The organism is Massilia sp. Soil_C_3, assembly GCF_057657035.1.
Genome location: NZ_JBDGJG010000008.1, coordinates 207189 through 229761, shown reverse-complemented (window position 1 = coordinate 229761; position 22573 = coordinate 207189). Strand labels below are relative to the sequence as shown.

The following is a 22573-nucleotide window of genomic DNA, read 5'->3' as shown; positions in this document are numbered from 1 at the left end:
GATTTACTTGGCCTGGTAGATCTTGTCGAACTCTCCGCCATCGTTGAAGTGGCGCTTCTGGGCCGCGGTCCAGCCGCCGAACACCTCGTCCACGGTGAACAGGTTGATCGGCTTGTAGTTGGCCGCATACTTCTTCATGACCGTTTCCGAGCGCACGCGCATGAAGTGCTTGGCGCCGATTTCCTGGCCCGCCGGCGTGTACAGGAAGTTCAGGTAGGCGGTGGCCGGCTGGCGCACCTTGAGGCGATCGACCACCTTGTCGACCACGGCCACCGGCGATTCGGCCAGGATCGAGCTGGTCGGATAGATCACTTCGAAATCGTTGCCGAATTCCTGGCGCACCATGCTGACTTCGTTCTCGAAGGTCACCAGCACGTCGCCGATCTGGCGCTGGGTGAAGGTGGTGGTCGCGGCGCGGCCGCCGCCGTCCAGGATCGGCACGTTCTTGAAGATCTTCGCGACCAGGTCGCGCGCCTGCGCTTCACTGCCGCCTTTCTTGATCACCGAGCCCCAGGCTGCGAGGTAGGTGTAGCGGCCATTGCCTGAGGTCTTGGGATTCGGGATGATGCTGGCCACGCCCGGACGCGCCAGGTCGGCCCAGTCGCGCACCTGTTTCGGATTACCCTTGCGCACCAGGAACACCATGGTCGAATAATACGGCGTGGCGTTGTTCGGGAACTTCTTGGCCCAGTCTTTTGCCACCAGGCCGCGGTCGACCAGCAGGTCGATGTCGTTGGCCTGGTTCATGGTCACCACCGACGCCTCGAGGCCGTCGGCCACGGCGCGCGCCTGCTTGCTCGAGCCGCCGTGCGATTGCTTGATGGTCAGGGTCTGGCCGGTCTGCTGTTTATACGAGGCGATGAAGGCAGGATTGACTTCCTTGTACAGTTCGCGCGCGACGTCGTAGGACACGTTCAGCAGTTCGGCATCGGCCGCGCTGGCGTGCAGGGGCAGTGCGCTGCCGAGCGCCAGGGTCAGTGCCAGGATCGAGCGGCGCAGCGTGTTCGGAGTGTTGTCGCGCATTATGTGTTCTCGCTTAAGGAAGTATTAGTGACAGAGTGCATGTTCCCTAATTCTCGCGACAAACGGAACAATAGTTTCGTCATATGGTTATATGGGGAACGCGTTTGACCGTGTCGCCGGCAGGGTCTCTTACTTTCGGTGTATAGTCGAGGTCGTGCGATGCCGCGTCATCGTTCGTTCATGTCCGTTTCCAAGTAGATGATTGATGTCCACGCGTATTGAAATCCGCAGGGCTGTCCCTGACGATGCATCGGCTGCCTGCAATCTGCTGCGCCGTTCGATCGAAGAGGGCTGCCGCGCCGACCACCAGGACCAGCCCGGCGTGCTTGGCGCCTGGCTCGGCAACAAGACGCCCGCCAATATCGTCGGCTGGTTTGCCTCGCCCACCAATTACGCGGTGGTCGCCGAGAGCGAAGGCGAGCTGGTCGGCCTGACCCTGTTGACGCAGGCCGGCAAGGTGGCGCTGTGCTATGTGCTGCCGGACGCCTTGCGCTGCGGGGTTGGCCGTGCGCTGCTCGATGCGGTGGAAGAGCAGGCGCGCGCCTGGAACATCAGCAAGCTGCACCTGCACAGCCCGGCCGGCGCAAGCATGTTCTTCGAGCGCCACGGCTTTATCAATGCCGGCAAAGAAAAAGCCTGCTTCGGCCTCGAATGCGACCTGCTCTGGAAGCGCCTCGACGGCGCCTGCGACCCGGCGGCGCGCAAGCGCTTCTGCAACTGCGGCGAGTAAATACCCGGGCCTCGCGCCAACGTGCAACAAAGCGATAACATTTGCACGCTTCGTGAACACTTCTGCATGCTTGTCGGATACGCTATAGTACGCACCATCGCAATTGTCGAGTAACGGATCCGCACCCATGGCTTCACGCAGAGATTTTCTTCACCATAGTGCCCGCCTGGCTGCGCTGGGCGCACTCGGCGCGCCGCTGGCGGCCGCCGCCACCGACCTCCAACCGCCTCCCGACCTGTTCGACTCGCAAGCGCTGGACCTGGATTTCTGGGTCAAGCCGCGCACCCTGTCCGTGACCCGTCCGGCCAGCGGCGAACGCGCCAGCGTGCTGTACTGGAAGGATGGCGAAGTGATCGATTCCGCTTACGAGCAGCTGTGCCACCTGCTGCGCGACGTGAACGGCAAGGCCACCGCCAGGATCGATCCCAAGCTGCTCGAGATGCTGTGGAGCACCCAGGCCTTCATCGCCCGCTACGGCCTGCTGCAGCCGCTCGAAATCCTGTCGGGCTACCGCTCGGCGGCATCGAACGCGCGCCTGCGCGAAGCGGGCATCCCGGCCGCGCGCCAGTCGCTGCACATGGTAGGCAAGGCGGCCGACATCCGCATCGCCGGCCTCAACGAAGAAGTGCTCGGCGGCCTGATCAAGAGCTTCCGCGGCGGCGGGGTTGGCTACTACTACCGCTCGGGGCCGCGCGGCGGCTGGATCCATGCCGATACTGGCCTCGAACGTACCTGGAAGGGGTGATTTGCTATCCCGCCGATGCGTGCGAACGTGTCCGGTAACTTGGGATAGTATTGTTGTCAAGTGCCGGGGCAGGACGCCCTGGCTGTCCCACGTCTTTCCAAGGAGGCTGTGATGGCAACAATCAATGCACCAACCATGGACCGCCGGTCCGTGCCCGACCGCCGCGTCAACATCCACGCGCGCGAGCGCCCGGCCATGTCCGCCATCGACTATATCGCGATGGCGCTCCTGATCATCGGCGGCCTCAACTGGGCGATGGTCGGCCTGTTCGACGTCGACATGGTCGCCACGCTGTTCGGTCCCGGCACCGCGCTGACCCGCATCGTGTATGTGGTGGTGGGCCTGGCCGCGCTGTATTCGATCTACACCATGGCCAAGATGGCCAGCAGCAAGCGGCACTAGGCGACCCGGCCCGTGCGCATTGGCCTGATTTCCGACACGCACGGGCTGCTGCGGCCACAGGCGCTCGATTTCCTGCGCGGCAGCGACCACATCCTTCACGCCGGCGACATCGTCGGCGCGGACATCCTCGACCAGCTCGCCGGGCTGGCGCCATTGACCGCCGTGCGCGGCAATAATGACTACGGTGACTGGGCGCAAGCCTTGCCCGAGACCGTCACCCTGACCCTCGGCGGCATCGTCATCCACATGCTGCACGACCTCAAGGAACTCGCCATCGATCCGGCCGCGCAAGGCGTGCGCGTGGTCGTAACCGGCCATTCGCACAAGCCCGCCTGCGAAGAACGTGGTGGCGTGCTCTACGTCAATCCGGGCGCCGCGGGACGGCGCCGTTTCACCTTGCCGGTGTCGGTCGGCGAACTGCTGGTCGAAGATGGACGGGTGAACGTGCGGCTGGTCACGCTCGACGTACCGTAAGCCAACGCCGCCTCACTTCTTTTGCGTTGCCAGGTAGGCCCGCAAGCCGTGGGTGACGACCATCGGCAACACGCTGGCGTGGTCTTCGTCGGCGAACACCTTCAGGCGGGTACGCAGGTGCTTGTAGCCGCGACCCTTGAGCGCCGCATCGAATTCGCGCAGGTCGGCCACCATGTCGGCATCTTCTTCCGCACGCGAGCGCTTCTTGCCGGGCGCCAGGGTCTCCAGGCTACCGATGCCGAAGAATGCGCTGGCCGGCAAATCCTTGTTGCGCGCGGCATAGGCTTGTTCGCGCTCGAACATGATGCCGGCGTCGAACCATAGCGAGGGACTGCCGAGGATGTAGTGCTCGAAACTGCGCGGCGCATCGAGCATCATCTGCAGGCCGAGCAGGCTGCCGTAGGAGTGGCCGACAAAGATCTTGCGGTTCATGTCGGCGCGGTAGTGGCGGGCGATGAAGGGGAGGACTTCACCGGTCAGGTAGCGGCCGTAGGCCGATGCTTCGCCGAAGGCGGGCGCTTGTCCCGGCTTGTCCGAGCGGTAGGCATGCTTGCGTGGGGTGGTCGGCGTATAGTCGCGGCGGCGGCTGAAGACGGCGCCGTCGCCTTTTGCATACGACAGGCCGACGACGATGGCTTCTTCCATGCCCGCATGCCGATTCAGGCGCGACGCGATATTGCGCACCACCGGGAAGGCGTAGTCGGCGTCGACCACGAACACGACTGGATAGGAGCGCTTGCCCGTGGCATACGAATCCGGCAAGGCGACGAAGACCTGGTAGTCGCGCCCCAGGGTGGTGGCGCGGACGTCGTGCACTTCGGTATTGGTCAGGACGTAAGGTGGCGGGGCGGCGGGAGCGGCGGCCGCGAGCGTCGAGAGAGAAAACACACAGGCGGCAAGGATTGCTTTCACGCGAAGACCTTTGTTGTTGTCGTGCAAGCATTGTCACATAGCTCGTTGTGTCAGGAAAGCACTCCCAGGGCCGGGCGCGGGCGCCCGAAATCCCTTAAGATAGGGGCCGTTTCATCAACTGCGCAGCACATGACTCTCCCGTCCGACCAACCCCGCTTCAAACCCCGCCCCTGGACGCCCCTCGAGACGCCGCAGGACGTCGAACTCTGGATCGACGAGCACAACGCCGCGATGCAGGAGCTGATCCGGCCGCAAGAGACCGGCGTCGGCATCTGTTTCACGCTGGCCGAGGGCGGCACGGTGCACATGCAGACGACGGAAGACGCGATCGTGCTCGACGTCGACGACGACGCCGCGTGGATCGCGCCCCTGGTCATGGCCGCCACCGGCGCCGAGCAGCCGCGCGGCCACTACTGGCTGCTGCCGGACGACAGGCTGGTGCAACTGATCCTCGGTCTGTCGATGCTGGTGCAGAGCACGACGCTGGTGACCGGCCATAACTTCGGTGCGGCCGCGCGCCGCGCCTGGTGATGTCAGCTTCTCGGTCGTTCCCGCCCTCGCCGGGCGCCTTGGCGGGAACCTAAGTTGCAAGCATTTCGGCGGCGCGGGCAGAACTTGGGTTCCCGCCTGCGCGGGAACGACGGGTTAACTGCGTAGTTTCGGCTGGCTGATCATTCCTGCTTCAGTAGGGCAGGCCGGTCACGTCCAGCCGCACCTGCCACACGGCGCCCGCGCCCGTGATGTACAGGGTCTTGCCGTCGGCGCCGCCGAAGGCCACGTTGGTGACGTTGGCGTCCGTGCGGATCGTCGCCAGTTCGCGGCCCTGCGGCGTGAACACGCGCACGCGCTTCGGCGCATGCTCGGTCACGTACAGATTGCCGTGGCAGTCGAGCGTCATGCCGTCGCCATTCTCGATGCCGCGGATGACATCGCGGCCCGCCTGCGGCACGCCGTCCTTGATCGGATAGGCGCGCACCGCGCCGTCGCTCGCGTTCACGTACAGGGTGTCGCCGCCCAGCGAGAGTGCGATCCCGTTCGGATTCTTGCGCGTGCCGTCCACCAGCGTCACCGTGCCGTCGGGCGCGATGCGGTAGATGCCGGTCACCGGCTGGCCGCCGGGCGCCGCGGCCTTCTGGTAGTCCGGGTCGGTGAAGTAGATGGCGCCGTCGGCCGCGATCGCGATATCGTTCGGCGAATTGAAGACCTGGCCCTGATAGCGGGTGGCGACATCCGCCCGCTTGCCAGTTGCGATGTCATAGCGCGACATGGCCTTGTACTTGTGGGTGGCGGCGACCAGCGCGCCGCTGGCGTCGACCGCCAGGCCGTTGCTGCCGGCATCCTCGATTGCCGTGCTCACCGTGCCGTCGGGCGAGAACTTGCGCACGCGCGAAGGAAACCCTGCGCTGAAGCTGAAGTCCGAGAAGTACAGCGCGTCCCTGATCCATACCGGTCCTTCGTACAGGCCCGGCTCGCTGCGCGAGGGCTTGATCGCGGCGATCCGTTCGGCCTTGAGTTCGCCCGACGGCGGCTTGCCGCTGCAACTGGCGGCCATGGCGGTCGCCGGCAGGGCGGCCACCACGCTGGCCGCAAGCACCGCGCGAACGAGAGGGGCGAAACGGAATGGATGGGATCGGGTCATCAATGTGGTCTCCTTATGAATGCTGGGATGGCGCGCTGTGTTAACGCTACCATTTCAATCGAATCAATTGTATCCTTATTACGATGGTAACCCGCCGCGCCGCCGGACCGGTACGGCATTCGAACGACACATTCTGCAAGGAGACCTGAATGATCGACCTGAATCGGCGCAGCCTCGTCATGGCTGCGGGTGGTGTGCTGGCGGCCGGCGCGGTGGGCATGCCGGCCTGGGCCAATCCCGAACGCAAGCTGGGCTATGCGGTCGTCGGCCTGGGCGGTTATGGACTGGGTCGCATCATTCCCCAGTTCAAGGAATGCCAGCACAGCCGCCTGGTGGCGCTGGTCAGCGGCGATCCGGCGAAGGCGAAGAAGGTGGCGGCCGAATATGGCGTCCCCGAACGCGGCATCTACGATTACCAGAATTTCGACAGCATCCGCGACAACCCCGACATCGACATCGTCTACATCTGCCTGCCCGTCTTCATGCATGCCGAGTACACGATCCGCGCCGCCCAGGCCGGCAAGCACGTGATGTGCGAAAAGCCGATGGCGGTCAGCGTGGCGGAATGCGAGCAGATGATCGCCGCCTGCCGCAAGGCCGGCAAGAAGCTGATGCTGGGCTATCGCTCGCGCTTCGAGCCGCACAACGTCGAGGCGATCCGCCTGGCGCGCAGCGGGGCCATCGGCAAGCTGCGCTACTTCCGCTCCGAACACGGTTTCACTGCCCGCGACCCGAATACCTGGCGCATGAAGAAGGCGCAATCGGGCGGCGGTTCGCTGATGGACATCGGCATCTACGCGCTGCAGGCGGCGCGCTACACGACCGGCGAGGAGCCGGTCGCCGTGTTCGCCAAGGAAACCACCGACCGCAGCGACCCGCGCTTTAGCGAGGTCGAGGACATGATCGACTTCCAGCTCGAATTCCCGTCCGGCGTCATCGGTTCGTGCATGTCGATGTACAGCGCCAACCGCAACCAGTTCGTGCTGATGGGCGACAAGGGGCGGATTGAGCTCGAGCCCGCCACCGCCTACAGCGGCCAGCGCATGTGGGTCGGCGGCGAGCGCAGCGACAAGACCCTGGTCACGCCGCCAGCGGGACCGTATGCGAACCAGTGGGTCGGCCAGCTCGACCATATGGCGCAATGCGTGAAGGAAAACCGCGAGACCATCGTGCCGGGCGAGGAAGGCTTACGCGACATCTGCATCATCGAGGCTGTTTACCGCTCGGCGCGAGAACAGAAACGAATCGTCCTGCGCGGCTAGGCGTTCGTGGTATTTTTCGGTTATAAAGTGCCTTTGACCGTGGTGCGGGATAAAAGTCGATGGTTGAGGTAGTAACGAAGGAGCGGCGGCGCCGGGGCATGGCGGCGGGAGTGGCGGCGGCCTGTGTCGCCATGCTCCTGCCGCTTGCGCACGGCGCCGACCTGATGAACGAAGCCAGGGCCCGCGGCGTCCTGCGCATCGCCGTCGAAGGTACCTATCCGCCCTTCAATTTCAAGGATCCGAAAACCGGCCACCTGACTGGCTACGACGTCGAGGTCGCGCGCCTGGTCGCCGCCGGGCTGAAACTCAAGCCGCAGTTCGTGTTCACCGAATGGAACGCCATCCTGCCGGCCGTATCCGCAGGGAAGGTCGATGCCGCCATCAGCCAGGTGATCATCACACCCGAGCGCGAGCAGGCCTTCGATTTTTCGGTGCCCTATACCTACTCGAGCTTCCAGCTCATCGTGCGCAAGAACGAGCGCGCCACCTACCGCAGCCTGGACGACCTCAAGGGCCGCAAGCTGGGCGTGCGCCAGGGCAGCGTGTTCGAGCAGCAGGCCAGGCAGGTGAAGGGGATCGAGGTCAGGAGTTATCCAGCCGTGCCCGAGAATCTGCAAGACCTCGCCTTCGGCCGCATCGATGCCTCGCTCGACGACAGCCTGATGGTGAGCTACCTGCTGAAGCATTCGGAACTGCCGGTCAAGGCCGGGCCACACGTTGGCAGGGATGCGCGCATTGGCATCGCCATTCGCAAGGGCAACCCGCGATTCAAGGCGGCGGTCGACAAGATCCTCGTTGGAGCGCGCGCCGACGGCACGCTGCGCCGGCTGTCCCTCAAGTGGTTCGGCCTCGACGCCAGCAGCGTCACGCGCCAGGCCGGGACCAATTAAAAGGCGCGGCCCCTACTGCGGGCCGCGCCATGCGTGGTCGATGCCACGTCAACGGTTCTTGTCCTGCTTGCCGTTCCAGTCGTTCGTCTGGTCCATCTGCCGGGACACGTTGCCCAGCGACCCACGGTGACGGCTGTCGTGGTCGGCGTTCAGGTCGTCCAGAGCCGGGGTTCCGCCCGAGGCATTCTGGCCGCCGTGTTGCTGGTGCTGCCGTTGTCCGCCGGCGCTTTGCTGATTACCGCTACGCTGTTGCGGATCTTGCTTCTGAGCTTGCTGGTTACCTTGTTGCTTGATACTGCTGTCTGACTGCTGGCCGGCGTCTTGCTGCTTCCCGGCACTCTGTTGATTGCCGGCATTCTGCCCGGCGCGGCTTGCTGCCGATCCCTTCTCGTCCAGCTCGGGGTAGTTCGGCGCTTTATCGCTGTGTCCTTTGTGTTCACCCATGTTCGTTTCCTTGCACTGGTGTCTGGAAGACCCATGCTACGCCGATAGCGGACCTCGCCAATCAGAGAATTGGTGGAGACTTCGTAGGATTTATCAGACAAAGTCAGCAGTAAATCGGGAGGTCAGCGGGACGCCGAAATTGGACTCCTTACATGTTCGGATAGTTGGGGCCGCCGCCGCCTTCCGGCGTGACCCAGACGATGTTCTGGGTCGGATCCTTGATGTCGCAGGTCTTGCAGTGCACGCAGTTCTGGGCATTGATCTGCAGGCGGTCGCCGCCATCCTCGCGCTTGACGAACTCGTACACCCCGGCCGGACAGTAACGCTGTTCCGGACCGGCATACTTGGCCAGGTTGACGTCGACCGGCACGCTCGGGTTCTTGAGCGTCAGGTGGACCGGCTCGTCCTCGCGGTGGTTGGTGTTCGAGATGAACACCGACGACAGCTTGTCGAAGGTCAGCTTGCCGTCCGGCTTGGGATAGGCGATCGGCTTGTAGTGCGACGCCGGCTTCAGGCATTCGTGGTCGGCGTGCTGGTGGTGCAGCGTCCAGGGCGCCTTGCCACGGAACACGATCTGGTCAATGCCGGTCATGATCGTGCCCAGCACCAGGCCCTTGCTCATCCACGGCTTGAAGTTGCGCGCGATGTGCAGCTCTTCGTGCAGCCACGATTTCTCGAAGGCGGCCGGGAAGGCGACGAGCTCGTCGGCCGAGCGGCCTTCGCCCAGCGCCGCGAAGGCGGCTTCGGCGGCCAGCATGCCGGTCTTGAGCGCGGCGTGGCTGCCCTTGATGCGGCTGGTGTTCAGGAAGCCGGCATCGCAGCCGATCAGGCAGCCGCCCGGGAAGACGGTCTTCGGCAAGGATTGCAGACCCCCAGCGGTAATTGCGCGCGCGCCATACGAAATGCGCTTGCCGCCTTCGAAGAAGCCGCGGATATCCGGGTGGGTCTTGTAGCGCTGGAATTCCTCGTACGGCGACAGATAAGGGTTCTGGTAGCCCAGCCCCACCACATAGCCGACCGCGACCAGGTTGTTTTCCAGGTGGTACAGGAAGGAACCGCCGTAAGTGTCGTTCGGCAGCGGCCAGCCGGCCGTGTGGATCACCAGGCCCGGCTGGTGCTTGGCCGGGTCGATCTCCCACAGCTCCTTGATGCCGATGCCGTAGGTCTGCGGATCCTTGCCCTTGTTCAGGTCATACTTCGCCATCAGCTGGCGGCCGAGGTGGCCGCGCGAACCTTCGGCGAAGAAGGTGTACTTGGCATGCAGCTCCATGCCGAGCTGGAAGTCCGCGCCAGGCTCGCCTTCGCGGTTGACGCCCATATTGCCGGTGGCCACGCCCTTGACCGAGCCATCCTCGTTGTACAGGATTTCGGCGGCAGGGAAGCCCGGGAAGATTTCCACGCCCAGGCTTTCGGCCTGCTGGCCCAGCCAGCGCACGACGTTGGCGAGCGAGACGATGTAGTTGCCGTGGTTCTTGAGCGCGGGCGGAATGGCGAACACGGGCGTCGAGAACGACTTGGTCTCGGTCAGGAACATGACGCGGTCTTCGGTGACCTGCGTGTTCAGCGGCGCGCCTTTTTCTTTCCAGTCAGGAATCAGCTCGTTCAGGGCACGCGGATCCATCACCGCGCCGGACAGGATGTGTGCGCCAAGCTCGCCGCCTTTCTCCAATACGCAGACCGATACTTCCTGGCCTTTTTCCGCAGCCAGCTGCTTGAGCCGGATCGCCGCGGACAGGCCGGCAGGGCCGCCGCCGACGATCACGACGTCGTATTCCATGGCTTCGCGCGGTCCGTATTGTTCGAGGAGGTTGGTTGTCTCTGTCATGGTTGTCAGTGTGCTCTTAATGAGGCAATCTTGAAAATAGCACGAGTGTGCGGGTTTTTGCTGTTGAATGCAACTTGCGCGCCATTGTAAAGGCAATATTAGATGAGGCAATCTAATACTGGACATTTGTGGGATCATTATGCTTTCGCAATCAGAACCTGCCGGGGCAGGTTCGTGGCCAGCACGACAGCATTGGGGAGCGGGACGTGGGAATTGAAGTCAATTTCGAAGGGAAGATTGCAATGGTCACCGGCGCGTCCAGCGGACTCGGCGCGCGCTTCGCGAAGGCGCTGGCCGGGGCCGGGGCCCAGGTCGTCCTGGCCTCGCGCCGGGTCGAGCGCCTGAAGGAATTGCGCGCCGAGATCGAGGCCGACGGCGGGGCGGCGCACGTTGTGCGCCTCGACGTGACCGACCTGGGCAGCATCAAGGCGGCGATCGCGCACGCCGAGACCGAGGCCGGGCCGATCGACATCCTGGTCAACAACTCCGGCGTCTCGACCACCCAGCGTTTGCTGGATGTCGGCGAAGACGACTATGGCTATATCATGGACACCAATCTGCGCGGCGCTTTCTTCATGGCCCAGCAGACGGCCAAGCGCATGATCGCGCGCGCCAAGGGCGATCCGCGCAAGCAGCATCGCATCGTCAACATCGCCTCGGTCGCGGGCCTGCGCGTGTTGCCGCAGATCGGCGTGTATTGCATGAGCAAGGCCGGCGTGGTGCAGATGACCAAGGCGATGGCGGTGGAGTGGGGCAAATATGGGATCAACGTCAATGCAATTTGTCCCGGCTACATCGCCACCGATTCGAACGAGGATTATTTCGACACCGAGCCGGGCCGCAAGCTGATCGAGATGTTGCCGCGCAAGCGGCCGGGCAAGCCCGAAGACCTCGACGGCCTGCTGCTGCTGCTGGCGGCGGAAGAAGCCCATTTCATCAATGGCGCCATCATCACGGCCGATGACGGGATGACGGCGCAGTAATTTTTTTGGAAGCAGAGACCTGGAATGAGTAGCAAGAAGTGGGTTCACACCATGCGCATGCCGATTCGCTGGGGCGATATGGACGCCATGGGGCATGTCAATAACACGAATTATTTCCGCTACATTGAGTCGGCCCGCATCGCCTGGCTGGAACAGGTGGGCGGCCTGCCCGATTCGCGCGCCGAAGGACCGGTGATCGTCAATGCCTCGATGAATTTCCTCAAGCAACTGACCTATCCGGGCGAGATCGAGGTGCGCACCTTCGTGGCGCCGCCGGGACGCTCGAGCGTCGAGGTGTCGCACGAGATTCGCCTGATCGGGGCGGACGGCGAACCGGGCGACCTGCACGCCGACGGCGTGGCCAAGGTGGTGTGGGTCGACTTCAAGCTCGGCAAGTCGGCGCCGTTGCCGGAATCGCTGCGCGCCGGGCTGCCCGCCGCTTGAGCCGAGCGCGAGCGCGCTGACGGTCTTCGACCGTCGCGTGCGCTCGATCTTCATCAGGTTCGTAATCGCCTGCCAACGCCCTGCCGGCCTGGGCGTCATGGCGTCCGACCGGCTCCCGCTGCGCCTGAGCACGCAGGCGTGGCAGCGCCGAATAAAGCGCGTGCCAGCAAGCACGACCAGCCATCACCCAATCTCAATCAGCCATGCGGCGCTCAGCCGTTCAAAGGCACGCCACTGCCGTGCACGCCATCCACCATCGATATGGCGCCGTTCACTGAATTGTTCGATATCTCGTTATCGCTCATCGACGAATACGGCTGCGGATAAGTGTCTATATTCTGTAGTGGTGGGAGCATGTTGCATAGCAACTCTGTTTCCAAAGGCGCATCAATTAATAGCTGTTCCGCATTTCTAGCTCCCTGTTCCATTTCTGAGCAGTAAAAATCGTTGTTTATTTGAGTTGGTGAAATAGCCAGCAGAAAATATTTTACTTAAATGGCGGAACTATTGGTCTTAGGAATCCTCAAACGACCTCATTCCATCATTGTTAGGAAAGTTTCTGTGAACAATTCCACGCGATTCCAACCGAAAGCCAAGCTCATGGTGCTTGCTCCTGTATTCGCCGTACTCGCCGCCTGTGGCGGCGGCGATCCGGCCTCGATTGACTCTGCAAGTGTTTCTTTGGCAGAAGTAGAAACTCCAGTTCGTCCCGCCGATTATGCGCCCGACAGTGCTGCCACGACCGCAGCCGATATCCCAGTTACCGACGCCGCGCCGGAAGGACAGTCCGCCGACGGCACGCTCGCAATCCCGACCGACGCCCCCAGTGGAAACAAGTCGCTGGCAAGCGTCGTCGCCTCGGGTGCACGCGATCCCCTCAAACAACCGTTTGCCAGCAACAGCATCTGGAATATGCCGATCGGTAGCGGTGCACGGTTCGTGCGCGCCAACCTGAATCCGAAGCCGGCCAACAACATCTGGGCAGCCATGCCAGGCATCGACGATGAAAAAATCATCCTCAAGCCAACGGCGCCGATGGTCAATATCAACTACAGCAATGCCGCCTGGACCGGCAAGAACCGCTGTTCCGCGACCGGCGGCCTGATGTACCAGGTGCCGATGCCCAGCAACTACATCATCCCCAACACCAACAAGAACAGCTCCGCCGTGTTCCTGCTGAGGGATGGCCGCACGCTGGTGCAAACCCAGCCGGTGGCACGATGCACCGCCGGAGGATCAGCCACGGCATACGCCAAGTTCGCCAATGTCGACCTGTATGGTTCGGGCATTACCGGGGCGCATGGCGGCTCGGGCCTGTCGGCCATCGGCGGCAGCATTCGCCTGGGTGAGTTGCGTCCAGGTACCACGACCGGTCCGCGCCATGCGCTGAAAGTCAATGTGTACGCCAAGGAAGCGCTGTTCAAGTGCACGACGCGCAGCGCTTGCTCGCGTTGGCCGGCAACCACCTCGGATAGCTATGCGGTCGGCTGGTACGGCAGCGCCAGCAAGAACGGCAATACCGCAATGAAGATGGGCGCCTTGCTGGCGATTCCCGGCACCACCTCGATCACGTCGCTGGGCCTGGAAACCGCGCCGGCCAAGCAACTGGCCTGGACGCTGCAGAACTACGGCGCCTACATCGTCGACGACACCTATGCGGCCGGTTTCGACTTCAGCGCCGAAGACGGTCCGGACGGCTCGAAACGCGCCGAGTTCAAGCGCGACTGGGGCTTCGACATGAACCAGAAGGTCCAGGGCAATACCGCCTGGGTGCGTGACATCCAGCGCATCATGAAAGCACTGAACGTGGTCGACAACAATAGCCCGACCAGCATCGGTGGCGGCGGCACCCCGCGCCAGCCCCTGGCGCCTGCAATCGCAAAATAAGCTAGTCGCAAGCGCACGAGCCGCCGCATGAAAATGCGGCGGCTTTTTTTGTGGACGCCGCCGCCGTTGCGCGCCGGATGCGTCGCTAAATGGCACATTCGCTGCCGTTGAATATACTAATTTCGAATTAGTATAATGAATGTCATAAGAAATCGGAGGGTGGATTACAGTTTTCATCAAGGTATTTTGTGAAAGCCCCATTCTGCCGACTCCCGTCGGTTGCGAGAGCAGGGCGATTCGATGGACTTGTCGGTACGAAGCCAGTGAGCGAGATGAAGCCATACTCGGCAGTGATAAATGTTTACTGCTCATGCATGGTTTGATATTAATCACGCCAGTCTGATCGCAAGAAAAATAGAATTTGAATGCAAATTCATTTCATGCGGAGGGTGGTAATAAAATGGGTATCGAAAATACTACCGCTCATGCGATTCCCGCCAATTTCTGGCAAGAAGGAAATCCGCCCCTTGCATCCCATGCAGACAAGCATATCGTTTCCAGCCGCTTTTACGAGCACGTCCTTCCAGACTTTGCGGACGCGGCGCTCGAGCGTCTCTATGCAAATATCTATTGCACCCTGACCCGGATCGGCATCTACGATCGGCTTGACGACATCCACACCTTCGTCGCCGCCGACGAGCATGACATCGTCCTGCTGATCCTGTTCCGGATCGATTGCGGCACGGTCCGGATCGTCAACCAGCAAGTCGCCTTGAGCTCAGGCGACCTCGCCTGCTTCGCCATCAATGTGTTTTCCCGCTACCCGGCGGCAAGGCGCATCGAAGCCTATGCGCTCGACACCCGCATCGATCCGTCCACCTTCGCATTCCCCGTCCAGGTCTTGCCCGAGCTACAAGAGAACGTGGTCGAACTTCCGTCGAGTGCAGACGCCTATATGCGGCAGCTTGGCAAGAGCACCAGGGAGCTGATGCGGCGCAGCATGCGCAAGTGCGCGGCGCAGTTTCCTTCCTGTCGTTTTGAGGTGTTGTCGATGCATCAGGTCACGCCGCGCCATGTGCGCGAACTGGTCGACCTGACCGATCGGCGGATGGATGCGCGCAATACCGCGCCCTACGTGCACAATGCCGACATCGACCGCATGGTACGGCTGGCCCGCAGCCACGGCTACCTTGGCATCATGCTGATCGACGACAGCATCGTGGCGGCCAGCCTCTGCTACAGGGTCGGGACGCGCCACTTCCTGCACCTGGTCGGCCACGACCCACGCTTCGATGCCCACCGGCTGGGGCGCCAGGTGATCCTGCATACGATCTTCCACGCCATTGCTAGTGGCGGCCATGAGCTGTGGATGATGGGCGGCCATCACGACTGGAAGTCCCATTTCCTGGCACGTCGCAAGACGCTCGACAGCGTGACGATCTACCGTTCTCGAGTTGCCGCGCTCGTCTGTTGGCGCACCTTGTTGCGCAACGCAGCGCGCTCCCGGCTGCATGATCTCAGGCTTCTGGTGGCCGGCGTGCAGGCCCAGGACGGCGCCGACAAGCGGTTGCTGGGCCATTCCATTGCCGCGCTTCGGCACGCAAAAAAGGGTCTGCAGCGCCTGCGCTTCCGGCTGGCGGGGGGAGCCGGCACGCCGTGCTTCCAGCGCAATGGCGAAGACGCGGATGCATGACGACCCTGCAGATCAAGACGATATGGTGAACAATGAATGATCGACTCGACGATCGACTCGACCTGGCAATCGGCTCGGCGCCGCAAGCAGCCGTGCTCGTCAGGCGGCCCTTTCCGCCGTCCCTGCGCGCCTTGCTCGAGACGTGCCACGAGAACGTGTTCTGCACCGAGGCGCGCTGCGCGGCGTTACCGGTCGCTGCCGAGGTGGCGTGCCATGTCGCATTACGCGACGGCGTTCCAGTCACGGGCGTGCTGTATCGTCGCGAACGGAGCACGATCACGGTCTTGAGCGAGCTGTTCGCCATCGGCGGCGACGCGCTCGAGCAGATGGTGCGCTGCCTGTTCGCGCGGCACCAGGGCGTCCACCTGATCCATTTCCCGGCGGTGCAGACCCCGCCCTTGCCACTGCCGTTTCCCTGCCAGCGCTACGGCGCCACCGAAGACCTCGTGATCTCGCTGCCGGGCACGCCCGAAGCCTATCTTGCCAGCCTCGGACCGAATACCCGAGCGGCGATCCGGCGCGCCCAGCGCATGGTCGCCCAGCAGGCGCCCGATCTGGCGTTTTCCTTCCATGGCCCCGATACCATCGACCGGGCCGATATCGCCGCCCTGGTCGAACTGAACTGCCTGCGCCTGGCGCACAAGAAACAATCTCCGAGCCACACGGCGGACTCGCTGGCCACGCTCCAGAGCATGCTTGGCGCGTATGGATGCGTCCTGTTCGCCCGTAGCGGCGGGCGTATCCGCGCCGGCGTGGCGTGCACCCATGTGGGCAGGCATGCCTATATGCACGTGATCGCGCACGATCCCGGGTTCGACCAGGCCCGGCTCGGCCTGCTGTGCTGCTTCATGAGCATTGGCGAGTCGATCCGGCGCGGCATGCGCGAATACCACCTGCTCTCCGGCCGCTATGACTACAAGCGCAGGCTGCTCGGGCAGCAGCGCGACTTCGACCGCATCGTCGTGTACCGCTCGCTGGCGTCGGCCATGGCGAGCCTGCCGACCTATGCCCGTACCCTGGTGCGCGGGCGGGGGCGCCAGGCCAAGCAGCGCATTTCGTCCTGGAGGCGATCGTGGAAATCCTAGATATCGGCCGGCCCCTGTCCGAACGGGAGCGCACCGGCCCGCCCGAACAGCTGCCATTGCTGTGGGACGAGGCAGAGGCGCCGGCTCCCGGACACCCGGCGCCGCGCGCGGCGAGCGAGCGCGATGCCGTCATCGAACGCGAGACGCGGCGTGCCAAGACGGTGCTCCTGACCCTGCTCGGCGCGATCCTGCTGGCTTCCCACTTCCTGTGAAACGAGCGCATGCATATGCCTGGAGAGCGACAGCCATGAATCGTGAAAAGAAAATCGTGATGCTCGGAACCCATGTCGATGGCTGCGGCGGCATCGCGTCGGTCATCGCGGTGTACCGGGCCGCGGGGCTACTCGCTCGGCGCGACATCGTCTACTTTCCGACGCATCGCACCGGGCCGGGACGGGCCAAGATCCACCTGTTCGCGCAGGCCCTGCTGGCCACGCTGCGTCTCCTGGCCAGGGGCGAGGTCGCGCTGCTGCACATCCACGTGGCCATCAACGCCAGCTTCTGGCGCAAGTATGTCTTCTTCCTGCTGGGTTATCTGTGCCGCGTGCCGGTGGCGCTGCACCTGCACGCGGGGCGCTACCCGGACTACTACCGCACCGGCTGCGGCCCGCTGGCGCGCCTGCTGATGCGCTTCGCCTTCGACCGGGCGCAGACCGTCGTCGTCGTCTCGGGCCAGCTGCAGGCCTGGGTGCGCACCGTCTCTGCTCAGGGTCGTGTCGTGGTCCTGCACAACCCGGTCCTGCTGCCGCAGCGCAAAGAGGCGCCGGAGGCGCCCGAGCGCGCGCCTGCAACCCTGATCTTCCTCGGCCATCTCGAGGCGGGCAAGGGCTGCCACGACCTGCTGCGCGCGATGCGCACGATCGTCGCCGCCGTGCCGCAGGCGCGGCTGCTGCTGTGCGGCGACGGGCAGCGCGACGAGGTGCGTGCGCTCGCCGCGGCCCTTGGACTGCAGGCCAATGTCGACTTGCCCGGCTGGGTCGGCGCACGCGAACGCGCGGCCCTGCTCGACACGGCGACCATTTTCGTGCTGCCGTCGCACGCCGAAGGCTTGCCGATGAGTCTACTTGAGGCGATGGCGCATGGCGCCCCTGTCGTCGCCACGGCTGTCGGCGGCATCCCGGAGGCGGTGCGCGATGGGGTGGAGGGCGTGCTGGTCGCTCCTGGCGACACCGCGGCGCTGGCTGACGCGGTGCTCGGCCTGCTGGCCGACCCGGATGCCCGCCTGCGCCTGGGCGCCTCTGGCCGCGAGCGGGTCCGGACGGAGTTCTCCAGCACGCGGATGATCGCCACGCTGGAAGACCTGTACGAGAAACTGGCGGCCAGGGAGGCGCGCCGGCCCGGGACGCGCGAGCGCTTCGACGAGACAATCGGCTGACCGTGCCCGGGCCTGACGAGGGAAAATCCATGAAGATCTGGTTCGATCTATCCAATTCGCCGCACATCAATATGTTCCGCGCGATGATCCGCGACCTGCAGCGGTCGCACGAGGTCATCGTCACCAGCCGTCCGCTGGCCAATACCGAAGACCTGCTGCGCATGCACCGGATCCCGCACACGACGGTGGGCGTGCACTATGGCCGTTCCCTGATCGGCAAGACCTTCGGCTTCCCGATCCGAGTGGCGCAGCTGGTGCGCTTCCTGCGCCGGCGCGGGGTCGAGGTGGCGGTGTCGCAGAGCTCTTTCCACTCGCCGGTGGTGGCGCGGCTGTTGGGAATCCGGTCGGTCTACCTGAACGACAATGAGCATGCGGCCGGCAACGTGCCCGCCTTCGCCTGCGCCGACCGGATCATGGTGCCAGAATTCCTCACGGCCCAGAACCTCAGGCGCCAGGGGGCGTCGCTGGCCAAGGTGGAGCGCTATCCGGGCGTGAAGGAGGGCATCTACCTGTGGGAATACGCGCAGCGCCGATCGGCCTCGACGCCGGCGCCGGCGCGCACGCGCGATCCGCAGGCGCCGCCGCGCATCTTCGTGCGTCCCGAACCCTGGACGGCCCAGTATTACCGGGGGCCGCGCAATTTCCTGGACGACGTCATCGGCGCGCTGCAGCACCGGGCCAGCGTCACCGTGCTGCCGCGCTCCCGCGAGCAGTACCTGCATTATGCCGGCGCGGCGTTCAAGGGTTGCCGCACCCTGTCCGGCGTGATCGACATCGACACCATGGCCGGCGACTGCGACCTGTTCATCGGCGCGGGCGGCACCATGACGCGCGAGATGGCCGTGCTGGGCATGCCCACCATTTCGGTCTACCAGGACGCGCTGCTCGACGTCGACCGCTACCTGATCGCCGAGGGCGCCTGCGCCCACCTGCCTGCGCTCACTGCGCAAGACGCTCTGGATTACCTGGCTTCGCGCGAGCGGGCCGGCCCCAACGCCGGCCTGCTCGCCAAGGGGCGCGCCGCCTACGACATGATCAAGCACGAGGTGACCCATGCACACGCCTGACACGCCCCCCATCCGCATCGCCATCGCCGGCCTGGGCAAGATGGGCCTGTCGCACCAGGCCATCGTCAACGCCCACCCCGACCTGGAGCTGGTCGCCGTCTGCGACCCGGCCACCTGGCTGCTGGACATCATCGGCCGCTACACAAGGGTGGCCACGTACACCGACTATGCGCGCATGCTCGAGCGCGAGCGGCTCGACGCGGTGCTGGTCGCCACGCCATCGCGGCTGCACGCGCGGATGGTGCGCGCGGCGCTCGAGCGCGGCCTGGATGTGTTTTGCGAAAAACCGTTCTGCCTGGACGTCGAAGAGGGCGCGCGACTGGTGGCGCTGGCCGCCGAACGCGGCGCGGTGACCCAGGTCGGCTACCACAACCGCTTCCTGGGCACCTTCGAGGAGGTCCGGCGCCTGCTCGACGTCGACGCGATCGGGCGCGTGCATCACGCGCGCGTCGACTGCTACGGCCCGGTGGTGCTGCGCCCGAAGGGAGCGACCTGGCGCAGCAGCCGCAACGAGGGCGGCGGCTGCCTGTATGACTACGCAAGCCACGGCATCGACCTGCTCAATTTCACGGTCGGCGCGCCGGCCGGCGTCTCGGGCTCGATCCTCAACAGCGTGTTTTCCGCCTCGGCCGACGACGAGGTATATACCAACCTGTCTTATGCCGGCGGCCAGACCGCGCAGCTGTCCGCCAACTGGAGCGACGACAGCCATCGCAAGATGTCGACCACGCTCGTGCTGTGGGGCACCAACGGCAAGATCGAGGCCAGCCGCCAGGAGTTGCACATCCACCTGCGCACGCCGGTGGCGGCCCGTCCCGACCTGGCGGCAGGCTGGAACGTCCGCTACACCACCGATCTGACCAGGCCGGTGTGGTTCTACCTGCGCGGCGAAGAGTATTCGGCGCAGATCGATTATTTCGCCGAATCGATCCGGCAGCGCCGGATCGACAGCCACTGCGGCCTGGCCGCGGGCCTGGCCACCGACCTGGTGGCCGACATGATCCGGCGCGATGCCGCCGGCACGGTCGACGCCGGCCTCGGCGTCGGGGCCGGCGCCGCTACTGGCCTGGCGACCGCACGCGGCGCTCCGGGACGCTGGGGGAGGCTGCGCGACGCGGTGTTGAGTTCGCCCGAGACGATCATGAAGGCATTGAAAGGGAGCCCTTGATGGACCGTATTCTTTTTGGAGACAACCAGTTCTTCGGCATCAACCACATGTCGGACGAGCATGCGCGGTCCCAGAGCATGCAGTTCCAGAGCAACGAGGCAGTCATGGCGATGCTCGACGGCGTCCTGGAAGAGGGCATCGAGGTGCTGATGTGCACCACCCACGAGCGGGTCGCCGCGATCTGCGAGACCATCCGCGCGCAGCCGGCGCGCTACCGCCAGCTGAAGATCTATCCCTGCATGCCTTACGCGCACAAATATGCCAACGCGGTGTCCGAAGTGGGCATCATCGAGGCGGTCCGCAAGTTCCTGCCGGATGAATCGCCGCTGACGGCGGCGGTCAAGAGCGGCATCGCGGTGGCGCGGCGCGACGTCGACGCCCTGATCCGGCGCCTCATCGACGCCGAGATGAAGATGTTCGTGGCGATCCCGACACCGGTCATCTTCCTGCAGAACGTGGTCACCGACCTGGCGCTGGGCCTGGGCTTCCACGACGCGCTGCGCACCTTCCACGACCATGTGCGCGAACGCTACGGGGCCGAACCGGGGTTCATCACCATGAACCTGCCCCGGCTGCTCGAGGCACTCGACACCGTGGGCATCGACAACCCGATCGTCTGCGCCAACGTCAACAAGATCGGCTTCCGGATGTGCGGCGGCTTGCCGGCCTACGAGGAAACCGTCGCCACGCGCAAGTTCCGCGCGGTGGCGATGTCGGTATTCGCTTCCGGTGCGATCCCGGCCGCGGAGGCGATCGAGTACGTCTGCGGCCAGCCGCGCATCGAATCGATCGTGTTCGGCGCCTCCAGCCTGGGCAAGGTGCGCCATACCAAATACCTGATCGACCACTACACGGCGCTGGGAAGGGGCGAGCCATGCAGCGTGCGGGTGCAGTGATGCCGCTGCGCGTCGGCCTGCTGCTCGAGGCGCGCGCGAGCGACGGCTATGTGGCCGAGCTGTGCGACTGGCTGGCGGAAAGCCGTGACCTCGAGCTGGCGCTGGTGCTGGTGACCGATGCGGCGCCGCCGGGCCGGGCCGGGCGCAAGCGCGGCTCCGCGGCCCAGGTGCAGACAGCGCCGCAGACGGCGCCGCGGACACCGCTGCTGTTCGCCGGCGTGATGGCCATCGAGCGTCAACTCCTGCGCCATTACGAGGCGCACCGCGCGCACCTGGCCGTGGTCGACATGGCAGCCCTGGCCGCCGCGCGCGGAGTGCCGGTGCGCAGCGTGGCGCCGCCCGCCGCAGGGTTCGCCGCGGCGCCCGACCCTGCGCTGCCTGCGATCTCGCACATGGAGCTGGCTGGCCTGGAACTCGACCTGCTGGTGTGCTGCGATGGCGTCACCTGCGACGAGCGCCTGGGCCGCGCCGCGCGCCTCGGCGCCATCGGCATCGACTACCGGCGCGACCAGATCACCGGCAGCGCGCCCATCGGGTTCTGGGAAACCTATCATCGCGCACGCAAGACCGGATTCGCCATCGTCCGCCTGGGCCGGGCAGGGGAGGCGGGCCAGGTCCTGGTCGAGGGGGCGTTCCGCACCAAGTACGCCTTCCTGCTCAACCAGGCGCACCTGTTCTGCAAGGCGCATGCCCAGCTGCGCAGGCTGCTGGGCGACGTGGCCGCGACGCGCAGGCTGCCGGCCGCGCGCGATCCGGTCCCCTACTCGGGCTGCTGCCTGGCGCCGCCTGGCAGCCTGCACGCGCTGCTGTACGCGTTCAAGCTGGCCGGGCGGCTCGGCATGCGCGGCGCGCGGCGCATGCTCGGCATCCGTCACAAATGGACGCTGTCGGTGACCCGTTCCGGGTGGCGCAACGCCGCCTTGTGGCGCGGCGTGCCGGTGACGGCGCCAGACGGGCATTTCTGGGCCGATCCCTTCCTGCGGGTCCACGGCGGAAGGGTTTACTGCTTCGTCGAAGATTATGTCTACGCCGCCAACCGCGCCCATATCTCGGTACTCGAGATCACCAAGGCCGACGTCAAATGCCTCGGCGTGGCGCTGCAGGAGGGCTTTCACCTGTCGTTTCCCTTCCTGTTCGAATACGGGGGCCATCTCTATATGTGCCCGGAGACTTCCGAGAGCAACCAGATCCGCATCTACAAATGCGACGAGTTCCCGCTGCGCTGGTCGCTCGATTCGGTCGCCATCGACGGCATTTCGGCCGCCGACTCGATGTTCTTCGAGCACCGCGGACGCTGGTGGCTGCTCACCAGTATCGACCGCTCGGGCCTGAACGACCATTGTTCCGAGCTGTGCCTGTTCCATGCGCCCGATCCGCTCGGCGGAACATGGACGCCGCACCCCATGAACCCGCTCTACATCGATACCGACATGGGGCGCAATGCCGGCCTGATCGTGGACGAAGGCCGCATCTACCGCGCCGCCCAGCGCCAGGGATTCGACCAGTACGGCGAAGGCCTGGCCCTGTACGAGATCACCGAACTCGACGAGAGCAGGTATTCGGAGCGCAAGGTCACCGATATCCGGCACGATTACCTGCAGCGCTCGCTCGGCAGCCACCATATCTCGTCGGACGGCAACGTGACCGTGGTCGATTTCAAGACCCATTGCTTCGCTCCCTGAGGGCCCG

At 64.7% G+C, this 22573-nt stretch carries 24 protein-coding genes; 19 read left to right on the top strand and 5 right to left on the bottom strand.

The features are described 5' to 3' along the window. Positions 1–3: 3 nt before the first annotated feature. Positions 4–1023 carry a sulfate ABC transporter substrate-binding protein gene (locus AC3A6F_RS18205; RefSeq protein ID WP_487683164.1) on the bottom strand — a complete coding sequence of 340 codons (1020 nt, stop codon included), beginning with the start codon at positions 1021–1023 and terminating at the stop codon, positions 4–6. Positions 1024–1228: 205 nt separating this feature from the next. Between AC3A6F_RS18205 and AC3A6F_RS18200 the strand changes: the two genes are divergently transcribed. The 4 genes from AC3A6F_RS18200 to AC3A6F_RS18185 all read left to right on the top strand — a co-directional run bounded on the left by AC3A6F_RS18200 (position 1229) and on the right by AC3A6F_RS18185 (position 3374). Beyond that, positions 1229–1753 carry a GNAT family N-acetyltransferase gene (locus tag AC3A6F_RS18200; protein ID WP_487683163.1) on the top strand — a complete coding sequence of 175 codons (525 nt, stop codon included), beginning with the start codon at positions 1229–1231 and terminating at the stop codon, positions 1751–1753. A 127-nt stretch (positions 1754–1880) separates the two neighbouring features. Then, positions 1881–2498 carry a YcbK family protein gene (locus tag AC3A6F_RS18195; protein ID WP_487683161.1) on the top strand — a complete coding sequence of 206 codons (618 nt, stop codon included), beginning with the start codon at positions 1881–1883 and terminating at the stop codon, positions 2496–2498. Between the two features lie 111 nt (positions 2499–2609). Further along, a complete protein-coding gene (locus AC3A6F_RS18190; RefSeq protein ID WP_487683159.1) occupies positions 2610–2900 on the top strand; it encodes a DUF378 domain-containing protein in 291 nt (96 codons plus the stop codon). Positions 2901–2912: 12 nt separating this feature from the next. Further along, positions 2913–3374 carry a metallophosphoesterase family protein gene (locus AC3A6F_RS18185; protein ID WP_487683157.1) on the top strand — a complete coding sequence of 154 codons (462 nt, stop codon included), beginning with the start codon at positions 2913–2915 and terminating at the stop codon, positions 3372–3374. 12 nt (positions 3375–3386) lie between these two features. Here the strand turns inward: AC3A6F_RS18185 and AC3A6F_RS18180 are convergent, their stop codons facing one another. After that, positions 3387–4286, bottom strand: a complete 900-nt coding sequence (locus AC3A6F_RS18180) for an alpha/beta hydrolase (RefSeq protein ID WP_487683155.1) — start codon at positions 4284–4286, stop codon at positions 3387–3389. Positions 4287–4415: 129 nt separating this feature from the next. Here AC3A6F_RS18180 and AC3A6F_RS18175 point away from each other — a divergent pair, with 129 nt between their 5' ends. Continuing rightward, positions 4416–4817 (top strand): hypothetical protein, encoded by a 402-nt coding sequence (locus AC3A6F_RS18175; protein WP_487683153.1) that lies wholly within the window; start codon positions 4416–4418, stop codon positions 4815–4817. A gap of 151 nt (positions 4818–4968) precedes the next feature. Here the strand turns inward: AC3A6F_RS18175 and AC3A6F_RS18170 are convergent, their stop codons facing one another. Next, positions 4969–5925, bottom strand: coding sequence for an SMP-30/gluconolactonase/LRE family protein (locus AC3A6F_RS18170; protein WP_487683151.1), 957 nt, complete (start codon positions 5923–5925; stop codon positions 4969–4971). A 149-nt stretch (positions 5926–6074) separates the two neighbouring features. On the opposite strand from AC3A6F_RS18170, the gene AC3A6F_RS18165 reads away from it, so the two are divergent. Continuing rightward, positions 6075–7187: a Gfo/Idh/MocA family protein gene (locus AC3A6F_RS18165; RefSeq protein ID WP_487683149.1), complete on the top strand. Its 1113-nt coding sequence runs from the start codon at positions 6075–6077 to the stop codon at positions 7185–7187. Positions 7188–7246: 59 nt separating this feature from the next. Continuing rightward, positions 7247–8077, top strand: coding sequence for a transporter substrate-binding domain-containing protein (locus tag AC3A6F_RS18160; RefSeq protein ID WP_487683147.1), 831 nt, complete (start codon positions 7247–7249; stop codon positions 8075–8077). Positions 8078–8125: 48 nt separating this feature from the next. On the opposite strand, the gene AC3A6F_RS18155 is transcribed toward AC3A6F_RS18160, so the two are convergent. Further along, positions 8126–8521, bottom strand: a complete 396-nt coding sequence (locus tag AC3A6F_RS18155) for a hypothetical protein (protein ID WP_487683145.1) — start codon at positions 8519–8521, stop codon at positions 8126–8128. Positions 8522–8669: 148 nt separating this feature from the next. Beyond that, positions 8670–10346, bottom strand: coding sequence for an electron transfer flavoprotein-ubiquinone oxidoreductase (locus AC3A6F_RS18150; protein WP_320472499.1), 1677 nt, complete (start codon positions 10344–10346; stop codon positions 8670–8672). Between the two features lie 206 nt (positions 10347–10552). Between AC3A6F_RS18150 and AC3A6F_RS18145 the strand changes: the two genes are divergently transcribed. The 12 genes from AC3A6F_RS18145 (at position 10553) to AC3A6F_RS18090 (ending at position 22566) form a co-directional block, all read left to right on the top strand. Next, positions 10553–11329, top strand: a complete 777-nt coding sequence (locus AC3A6F_RS18145) for an SDR family oxidoreductase (protein WP_123069242.1) — start codon at positions 10553–10555, stop codon at positions 11327–11329. Between the two features lie 24 nt (positions 11330–11353). Next, positions 11354–11773, top strand: a complete 420-nt coding sequence (locus AC3A6F_RS18140; RefSeq protein WP_487683143.1) for an acyl-CoA thioesterase — start codon at positions 11354–11356, stop codon at positions 11771–11773. 138 nt (positions 11774–11911) lie between these two features. Further along, the gene (locus tag AC3A6F_RS18135; protein ID WP_487683141.1) at positions 11912–12100 is read left to right on the top strand and encodes a hypothetical protein; all 189 of its coding nucleotides are present in this window, start codon (positions 11912–11914) and stop codon (positions 12098–12100) included. 354 nt (positions 12101–12454) lie between these two features. Continuing rightward, entirely contained in the window at positions 12455–13660 is a 1206-nt protein-coding gene (locus AC3A6F_RS18130; RefSeq protein ID WP_487683139.1) for a hypothetical protein, read from the top strand. Positions 13661–14060: 400 nt separating this feature from the next. Beyond that, on the top strand, positions 14061–15293 hold the full coding sequence (locus tag AC3A6F_RS18125; RefSeq protein ID WP_487683137.1) for a GNAT family N-acetyltransferase: 1233 nt from the start codon (positions 14061–14063) through the stop codon (positions 15291–15293). Positions 15294–15325: 32 nt separating this feature from the next. Further along, positions 15326–16378, top strand: coding sequence for a GNAT family N-acetyltransferase (locus tag AC3A6F_RS18120; protein WP_487683135.1), 1053 nt, complete (start codon positions 15326–15328; stop codon positions 16376–16378). Then, positions 16366–16590, top strand: a complete 225-nt coding sequence (locus AC3A6F_RS18115; RefSeq protein WP_487683133.1) for a hypothetical protein — start codon at positions 16366–16368, stop codon at positions 16588–16590. The genes AC3A6F_RS18120 and AC3A6F_RS18115 overlap by 13 nt, the downstream gene beginning before the upstream one ends. A 35-nt stretch (positions 16591–16625) precedes the next feature. Beyond that, complete coding sequence (locus tag AC3A6F_RS18110) at positions 16626–17753, top strand: glycosyltransferase family 4 protein (RefSeq protein WP_487683131.1); 1128 nt, start codon at positions 16626–16628, stop codon at positions 17751–17753. Between the two features lie 29 nt (positions 17754–17782). Further along, positions 17783–18820: a DUF354 domain-containing protein gene (locus tag AC3A6F_RS18105; protein ID WP_487683129.1), complete on the top strand. Its 1038-nt coding sequence runs from the start codon at positions 17783–17785 to the stop codon at positions 18818–18820. After that, positions 18807–19988 (top strand): Gfo/Idh/MocA family protein, encoded by a 1182-nt coding sequence (locus AC3A6F_RS18100; protein ID WP_487683127.1) that lies wholly within the window; start codon positions 18807–18809, stop codon positions 19986–19988. The genes AC3A6F_RS18105 and AC3A6F_RS18100 overlap by 14 nt, the downstream gene beginning before the upstream one ends. Beyond that, positions 19988–20884 carry a hypothetical protein gene (locus AC3A6F_RS18095; RefSeq protein WP_320472490.1) on the top strand — a complete coding sequence of 299 codons (897 nt, stop codon included), beginning with the start codon at positions 19988–19990 and terminating at the stop codon, positions 20882–20884. Before AC3A6F_RS18100 ends, AC3A6F_RS18095 begins: the two co-directional genes overlap by 1 nt. Next, positions 20863–22566: a glucosamine inositolphosphorylceramide transferase family protein gene (locus AC3A6F_RS18090; RefSeq protein ID WP_487683125.1), complete on the top strand. Its 1704-nt coding sequence runs from the start codon at positions 20863–20865 to the stop codon at positions 22564–22566. Before AC3A6F_RS18095 ends, AC3A6F_RS18090 begins: the two co-directional genes overlap by 22 nt. The last annotated feature ends 7 nt before the right edge of the window (positions 22567–22573 follow it).